Source organism: Aminobacterium sp. UBA4987 (genome assembly GCF_002396985.1).
Taxonomy (GTDB): Bacteria; Synergistota; Synergistia; order Synergistales; family Aminobacteriaceae; genus Aminobacterium; species Aminobacterium colombiense.
In genome coordinates, this window is record NZ_DGZF01000008.1 from 109,520 (window position 1) to 116,045 (window position 6,526).

6 protein-coding genes are annotated in these 6,526 nt (G+C 44.0%); all 6 read right to left on the bottom strand.

Translation table 11 applies throughout. The annotated features are described in order from the left end of the window. Position 1: 1 nt before the first annotated feature. The 6 genes from B2U56_RS04005 to upp all read right to left on the bottom strand — a co-directional run bounded on the left by B2U56_RS04005 (position 2) and on the right by upp (position 6,370). Positions 2-640 carry a uracil-DNA glycosylase gene (locus B2U56_RS04005; RefSeq protein ID WP_286952484.1) on the bottom strand — a complete coding sequence of 213 codons (639 nt, stop codon included), beginning with the start codon at positions 638-640 and terminating at the stop codon, positions 2-4. Next, complete coding sequence (locus B2U56_RS04010) at positions 637-1,491, bottom strand: hypothetical protein (protein ID WP_414631797.1); 855 nt, start codon at positions 1,489-1,491, stop codon at positions 637-639. The genes B2U56_RS04005 and B2U56_RS04010 overlap by 4 nt, the downstream gene beginning before the upstream one ends. Before the next feature lie 374 nt (positions 1,492-1,865). Then, positions 1,866-3,173 carry a UDP-N-acetylglucosamine 1-carboxyvinyltransferase gene (gene murA, locus B2U56_RS04015; protein ID WP_286952486.1) on the bottom strand — a complete coding sequence of 436 codons (1,308 nt, stop codon included), beginning with the start codon at positions 3,171-3,173 and terminating at the stop codon, positions 1,866-1,868. Between the two features lie 50 nt (positions 3,174-3,223). Next, on the bottom strand, positions 3,224-4,354 hold the full coding sequence (gene wecB / locus B2U56_RS04020) for a non-hydrolyzing UDP-N-acetylglucosamine 2-epimerase (RefSeq protein WP_286952487.1): 1,131 nt from the start codon (positions 4,352-4,354) through the stop codon (positions 3,224-3,226). A 16-nt stretch (positions 4,355-4,370) separates the two neighbouring features. Next, positions 4,371-5,258, bottom strand: a complete 888-nt coding sequence (locus B2U56_RS04025; protein ID WP_286952488.1) for a glycosyltransferase family 4 protein — start codon at positions 5,256-5,258, stop codon at positions 4,371-4,373. 14 nt (positions 5,259-5,272) lie between these two features. Beyond that, on the bottom strand, positions 5,273-6,370 hold the full coding sequence (gene upp, locus B2U56_RS04030) for a uracil phosphoribosyltransferase (protein WP_286952490.1): 1,098 nt from the start codon (positions 6,368-6,370) through the stop codon (positions 5,273-5,275). Positions 6,371-6,526: the final 156 nt, after the last annotated feature.

A 6,526-nucleotide genomic window follows, 5' to 3' on the forward strand; every position in this document is an offset into this window, starting at 1 on the left:
GTCATTGGCCCTCCCTGGGGGATAACTGGTCTAATTTCTCTTTCACAGCGCGAATATCCTGCCATGTCAGGTCTTTAGGACTGCCTTTTTTTCTAGATTCATTTCTCAGAAGATAACTAGGATGAAAAATTGGCATGAGATCAATTTCCCTCCATTTGAACCATCTTCCCCTAAGATTGCTTATTCCCTCAGATGTTTTGAGAAACCACTTAGTTGGGGTATTCCCGAGACACAAGATAATAGATGGGCAGATAAGGGCTATTTGGGCCTCCAGATACATATTGCAAGTCATCATTTCCTCAATTGCAGGAACCCTATTGTGGGGGGGCCGGCATTTGACCACATTGGTTATATATACATCTTTTCTGGAAATGGCTGCGGCTTTTAATATTTTCGTTAAAAGCTGTCCAGCTTTGCCGACAAAAGGTTTGCCTTGTTCGTCCTCCTCTTCTCCAGGACCTTCCCCTACAAGCATCAAAAGTGTTTTTGTGCTTCCTTCACCAGGAACTGTAGATATTCTTGTTTTGTGCAATCCGCATTTGCTGCATGAGGATATTTGCTGTATTAATTCTTTCCACGCAAGTTTCTGTGCTTTTTTTATATCTTCTCCAGTTGGAATGTAGCATGTTTTTTCTGTCATTCTAAGAACACTCCATTTATCAGAACGTTAACTTCTCTAATGTCCATGCCTGTAAAATACCGTACGGCCTTGGCGCTTTTCCAGCGGATTCTCTCCCCTATAGTGCGAAAGGTGACAGTTCCAAGGGATAAGGTTACCGTTACTGTAATTTCTATGGCATCATCGATGGGGCGGACTTTAATATCCTGAATGGCCCTTACCTGCCCAGTCCGTTCTGTAAGATATCTCACAATATCTATAATGGCCTGAGGTTCAATGCTTAGTTCTCCGTAAAAATTAAAAGGAGGGCGCACGATGGTACGTTCCCCTTCTTCCTTGTCAACAGTTTTGAAAAGGTCTCGAAGATGCCCCACAAGCTTGCCGGCAAAGTTTCGTCTTATTTGAGCCCTTGACACAGGAATGACGTGCTGACCTTTGGTCAAGCGCTCTTTACGTGCGCTTTTAATGTCCTCTGCTGATGCCACATCACCTATATGGATAAATCTTTCTGGTTGAGGAAGATTAAGGATACGCACGATCTTCAAAGCCATAGCCGTGGATGTAGCGATAATCATCACGGTACAGGGCGCCTGTTTTTCTAGAAAAGAAACAACTTCTTCTCTATGTTCGGGAAATTCGAAGAGGGCACGACGAATGGCTCTGACAAGATTCTTTTCTGACTTGGCACTTTTCCCTGTCATAATTCTGCCACGCGCAATGACCAGCCCGTCATCTATAATATAGTCAACGTTATTGTCCGTTGCTACGTACTGGGCCCTTTGACTTTTACCTGTACCAGCCGGCCCTACGAAAGCTATAACGTGTATCATTTGAAGAGAGTTTCTTGCTGTTGTTGAATCCAATTTATTCATCACCCTGTTCAATATAGTCAGGAAATGTTCTTTATAACAGGTCAAATTGCCCCTGCGGTTTTCCTGATAAAGCCCCTGCAAGAGAAATTATCGGTTTGATCTCTTAATACTAATTTTACCAGTATTGGAGCAATTTGGTGAAATCTGGTTTAATTTAGTTCCACGCCATGGCTTCTCTGCTTAAAGTGTTTATGAGCTGTATAAACCCATTCTTCTTATCTCTCTGCCAAGACACTATTTTAAAGAACAGGTACCATTCAAGTTTTTCTTTAATAATATACGTAAAACGGGATGAAGAATCCTTCTCATCCCGTAACGAGGTGTTATATCCTAAGTCAAAACAAACTTTCAGCAGTTTGGAAAAGAGCCACTGATTAGGATTCTTCCTTCATGACAGCTCCGTTGACCTTTGTCCCCACAGATTCTGTAGGCATAATTTCAACTTGCCCTCCCAATTGTTGGAGTTTCTTATCCATATCTTCATACCCTCGCCACACATGGCCTATATGGTACACGCTGGTTTCGTCCTTTGCGGCCAGACCTGCAAGGATGAGGGCCGCTCCAGCTCTTAAATCCGTAGCGCTTACATCGGCTCCCACAAGGTGCTCAACTCCTGTAACCACAGCGGTGTTGCCCTGCAACTCTATTCTAGCTCCCATGCGGTTGAGCTCGCTTACATGAAGAAAACGTGCCTGGAAGACTCCTTCCTGGATCACGCTCGCTCCATCGGCGAGGGCAAGAGTAGCCATAATCTGAGGCTGCAAGTCTGTTGGGAAGCCCGGGTAGGGCATGGTTTTCAGTGAAACGGCCTTTAGCCGTTTTATAGGGTGAACAATAACAGAATCATTCTTTACTGTGAAAGATGCTCCGCCCTCTTCTAATTTTGCTATAAGAGAATCGATATGTTGAGGTATAACATTCTCGATCTCAATTTCTCCACCTGTCATAATACTTGCCAAAATGTAGGTGCAAGTTTCTATACGGTCAGGAATAACTATCGTTTCTGCATCGTGAAGCTCGTCTACGCCTTTAATTCGAATAACCCCGGTTCCTTCCTCTTCAATAATAGCTCCCATTGACTTCAACGTTTGGACAAGATTAGTAATTTCCGGTTCTCGCGCAGTGTTTTCCAGAATGGTTTCCCCTTCTGCAAAGACAGCTGCCATAAGAAGATTTTCTGTTGCACCGACAGAGGGAAAATCAAGATAGATACGACAACCTTTCAATCCGTTTGCAGTAGCATGAACAGCACCATGGACCAAATCAATTGATGCTCCCATGCGGGAAAGGCCTTTCAGATGAAGGTCAATAGGACGGCTTCCTATGGAACAGCCGCCTGGCAATGGTAAGACTGCACGTCCGCAACGTGCCAGAAGGGGACCAAGAACCAATGATGAAGCACGCATTTTACGTACCAAATTGGAGGGGGTTTCCCAAGAGAGATCATCGGGAATAGAGATAGACATTTCTCCTTTTTCATATTGTATCTCAGCACCGAGTCCCCGCAAAAGATCTGCCATAGTTAAAACATCATGGAGACGAGGAACTTTGCGTATATTGAGCGTTCCGCTTTTAAGAAGAAGAGATGCTGCCATTATGGGGAGAGCAGCATTCTTAGCTCCCTGAGCTTCAATTTTCCCACGAAGAGGAACTCCACCTGTAATTTTCATTTTATAGTCCACTGCGATCACTCCTGGTCACAATATAAAGGCATAAATAAATTGCATCTATTTTAAACGATATTCCCTGGATTAAAGAAATTGAAAATATGTTTTTCTATTTTTTCTGCGGCAGTTCCATCTCCAAAAGGGCTTTTGCTTTCTGCAACAAGATTATCATATTCCCTCTTATTAGAGAAAAGCCGAAGTGTTTCAAAAATAATTTTTTCCTTATCTGTTCCCACCAGAATTCCGGTTCCCTCATCGATAGCTTCCGGCCGTTCAGAAAGATTTCTCATGATAAGTACTGGTTTCTTCAGAAACGAGGCTTCCTCCTGAACGCCTCCACTATCGCTCAATATAAGATAACTACGGTTCATTGCCTGTATAAAATCTGGGTAATCAAGGGGATCTGTAAAAACAACCCGTTCACTTTTGCCAAGACAAGACTTTATAACATCTCTCACCGCAGGGTTTTTGTGGAGTGGAATTAAAAAATAAACATGAGGAAGCTCGGTTAAAAGATGTTTAATTGCCTTACATATTTCTTTTAGGGGTTCGCCCCATGATTCCCTTCGGTGAGCTGTCATAAGGACAAGAGGCGCATCCTCGGGCAAAGAATACTCTTTTTGCGGGGCATGGCCTCGATTTTGCCTAAGGGTCCAGGCAAGAGCGTCTATTACAGTATTTCCCGTTACGAAAATACGCTCTTCCGCTACGTTTTCAGAAAGTAGATTGTGCTTTGCCCTATCTGTGGGGGCAAAGAAAAGAGTTGCCAGGCGATCTGTAATAACTCGATTAGCTTCTTCTGGGAAGGGCTGCTCAAGATTCCCGCTGCGCAGCCCCGCTTCTACATGTCCCACTGGGATTTTTCTGTAAAAGGCTGACATCGATGCGCCCAAGGTTGTCGTTGTGTCGCCATGGACCAAGACAAGGTCAGGTTTTTCTTTATCGTAAATCTCACCAGTGCCAACGAGAACACGGGAGGTAATATGGTCAAGAGTTTGGCGAGCTTTCATAATTTGTAAATTTTCATCGGCATGTATGTCAAAAAAAGAAAGAGCCTGATCAAGCATATCAGAGTGTTGTCCCGTTGCGAGTACAAGGGTTCGGTAGGCAGTGCTTTTTTTCAAAGTGAGAATGACCGGTGCCATCTTTATGGCTTCCGGTCTTGTTCCTATAACACAAATAATAGTGCGAGTCATTTTTTCCTCCTTGACCTTACAAAGTGAACCATCCATAAAAGAACATTCCTAGCTCAAGCAAAGCCCAATGAAGAAGTGCCATGATGCACAGAGTGGCTATTGATGACAACCCGCGATCAAGCAATCTATGGTGCAGGTGTCCACGGTCAGGCATAAAGGGCGAGCTGCCATCTATGATTCTGCGAAGGATGGAGGCAAGCGTGTCGACAACTGGGACTCCCCCCCATAGTAACAGCAATAAGGCTAGCTCACTAGCGGAAATGCGAGAATAATTTCCGCTTTGATAAAAACTGAAAATAAGCTGTGAAGCAAAAAGATAACCTAATAAAGTGCTGCCTCCATCTCCGAGGAACGTTCTGGCTTGAGGAAAATTCCAGTGTAGAACTCCTACTGCCGCAGCTGCTATTGGCCACCAGATTTCAGGGGGCCCAAACCGGGAAGCCATAAGAGCCGCAATTATGAACATAAAAAGACAAAGCCCGTTTAACCCGTCAATGATGTTGTAGGCGCTTGTTACACCAGCAATCCAGACTATGAGCAGCAACCGATGAGAAAATGGTATATTAAAAAGCAAAAGCACGAAGGTGGCAGCAAAAAGATGCAGGATTAATCTAATCTTAGGATTTAATGGTTTTATATCATCCCAGTAGCCGCAAAGAAAAACAATAGTTGCGCCTATTGATAAAAGTTTGAGAAAAAAGCTTTCTGGGGCACAAAGAAGGATCCATAATAAATAGCCCATCCACAAAACAATACCTGCGCCCCTGGGAATATTGCCCAAGTGGATCTTTCTTCCTCCAGGGACGTCGAGAATTCTATATCTATTGGATAATTTCATGGAGAGAGGGGTCATTCCGGCTCCCCACCCCATCATAAGAATACATATAAATATAAGGCGAAGCACAGCAGCACTCCGATTTACTTAGTACCAAAGAGTCTATCACCGGCATCACCCAGACCAGGTACAATATATCCACGATCATTGAGGTAATTATCAAGGGCTGCGGCATAAATATCCACGTCTGGATGGGTTTGGTGAACTCGTTCCACACCCTCCGGCGCAGCAATTAGGCAGACAAGGGTTACTTTGCGTGCGCCTCTTGACTTAACAAGGCTGATGGCTGCTGCTGCAGACCCCCCTGTTGCCAGCATCGGATCAAGGATAAATATATCACGTTCGTTAATATCGCTTGGTAGTTTACAATAATATTCAACGGGTTCTAGGGTTTCGGGGTCGCGATACAGGCCAATGTGTCCAACTTTGGCATTGGGGATGACTTGCAGAATCCCGTCTACCATCCCAAGCCCGGCCCGAAGCACAGGAACGATTGCTAATTTTTTCCCTTCTAGGGTATAACCGATGGTTTTCTCTATAGGGGTTTCTATTTCTATTTTTACAAGGGGCAGGTCACGAGTAATTTCATAGACCATAAGTCCTGCGATCTCTTGTACAAGCTCTCTAAATTCTTTTACTGACGTGTTTTTATCACGAATAATACTTACTTTGTGTCGGACAAGGGGGTGATCGAGAATGACTATTCGTCCTTCGCCGCTACTTGAGTATGTAGGGGCGAATTTTTCTTCGAATTGCTTTATTTTACTTACCCTACGCTCGTGGCGATCCCCTTCAAAATCAGTATCAAGCCAGAGGTCAGCTATTTCATAAGCCTGGAGTTCAGAGATAATCCGTCCACCCAGGGAGAGAATATTAGCGTTGTTATGTTGTCTGCTTAAAGTTGCTAGTTCTGGTGTGTTACATAGGGCTGCGTAAGCCCCCGGAACCTTATTTGCAGCAATTGACATCCCTATACCGCTGCCGCAAACGAGAATACCGCGCTCCGCTTCCCTTGCTGCAACACTTTGAGCAACAGCAAAAGCCACATCAGGATAATCACACGAAACACTATCGCTGTCTGTCCCAAAATCAATAACCTCATGCCCTTTTTCGCAAAGATGGGCTTTTAGGGCGGATTTTACGGGAAATCCAGCGTGGTCTGAGCCTATAGCAATTTTCATTTCTTTTAACCCCCCACGTACCTTTTTTTAAAACCCGCAATATAATAACACGTAAAAAGAAGTCTTTCCCGTTTTTTGCGCGGGAAAGACTTCTTTTTCTCATGCTTTAAAAAAATTATTTCTAAAACAAGCCATTTTAGCTCAACAAAGTAAGCA